2 protein-coding genes are annotated in these 656 nt (G+C 66.0%); both read left to right on the top strand.

Annotated elements, in window-relative coordinates; genetic code table 11:
• Window positions 1–390 (top strand): ACT domain-containing protein (locus J7643_19965; GenBank protein ID MBO9542870.1); only part of this gene is annotated, 390 nt, incomplete at its 5' end.
• Between the two features lie 79 nt (window positions 391–469).
• The coding region (locus J7643_19960) for a fructose-bisphosphatase class II (protein MBO9542869.1) at window positions 470–656 on the top strand (187 nt) is incomplete at its 3' end.

The raw sequence follows: 656 nt of genomic DNA, 5'->3' as shown, positions 1-656 counted from the left end.
TCCTCGGTCCTTTCCGATATTCTCGATATCGCCCGCGGCACGCGCGTGCCGCCGCTCGGTGTGCCGAGTGCGGAGCTGACGCCCTATCGCCGTGCGCCGATCCGCGAGCACGAGGGCGGCTATTACATCCGACTAAATGTCAGGGATGTGCCCGGCGCGTTTGCCGCTATTGCTACCCGCATGGGTGCCGCCGGCATTTCGCTTGAAAGCGTCATCCAGCGTCCGGATTTGCGTGTTAGCGAGCCGGGCGTGACGGGGACCGAGTCCCGCACGGTGGTGCTGCTCACGCACTCCACCATGGAGCAGACCGTCCGCGACGCCCTCCAGGCGATCAAGGGTGACGGCTTCATCGTCGGCGATCCGCAGATGATCCGGATCGAACAGCTTTAGCAGCCTTCCCGGCTTTGCGGTTCGGGCAGGCGACCGCATAGGCCACGTAAAGCCCCGTGCGGCGGGGCAGGGAGTGCTCATGAAGCTCAGCAAGTCCGATACCGACCGACAGGCGGCGATCGATCGTTCGCTCACCCTCGAACTGGTGCGTGTCACCGAAGCGGCGGCGCTCGCCGCCGCCACCTGGCGCGGCAAGGGTGACGAGAAGGCAGCCGATGCCGCTGCGGTCGAAGCGATGCGCGGCGAGATGGGCAACGTCCATATCC

This window comes from bacterium, assembly GCA_017744355.1.
Taxonomy (GTDB): Bacteria; Cyanobacteriota; Sericytochromatia; order S15B-MN24; family UBA4093; genus JAGIBK01.
The sequence above is the reverse complement of the archived record's forward strand: the minus strand, read 5'-3'. Positions and strand labels throughout refer to the sequence as shown.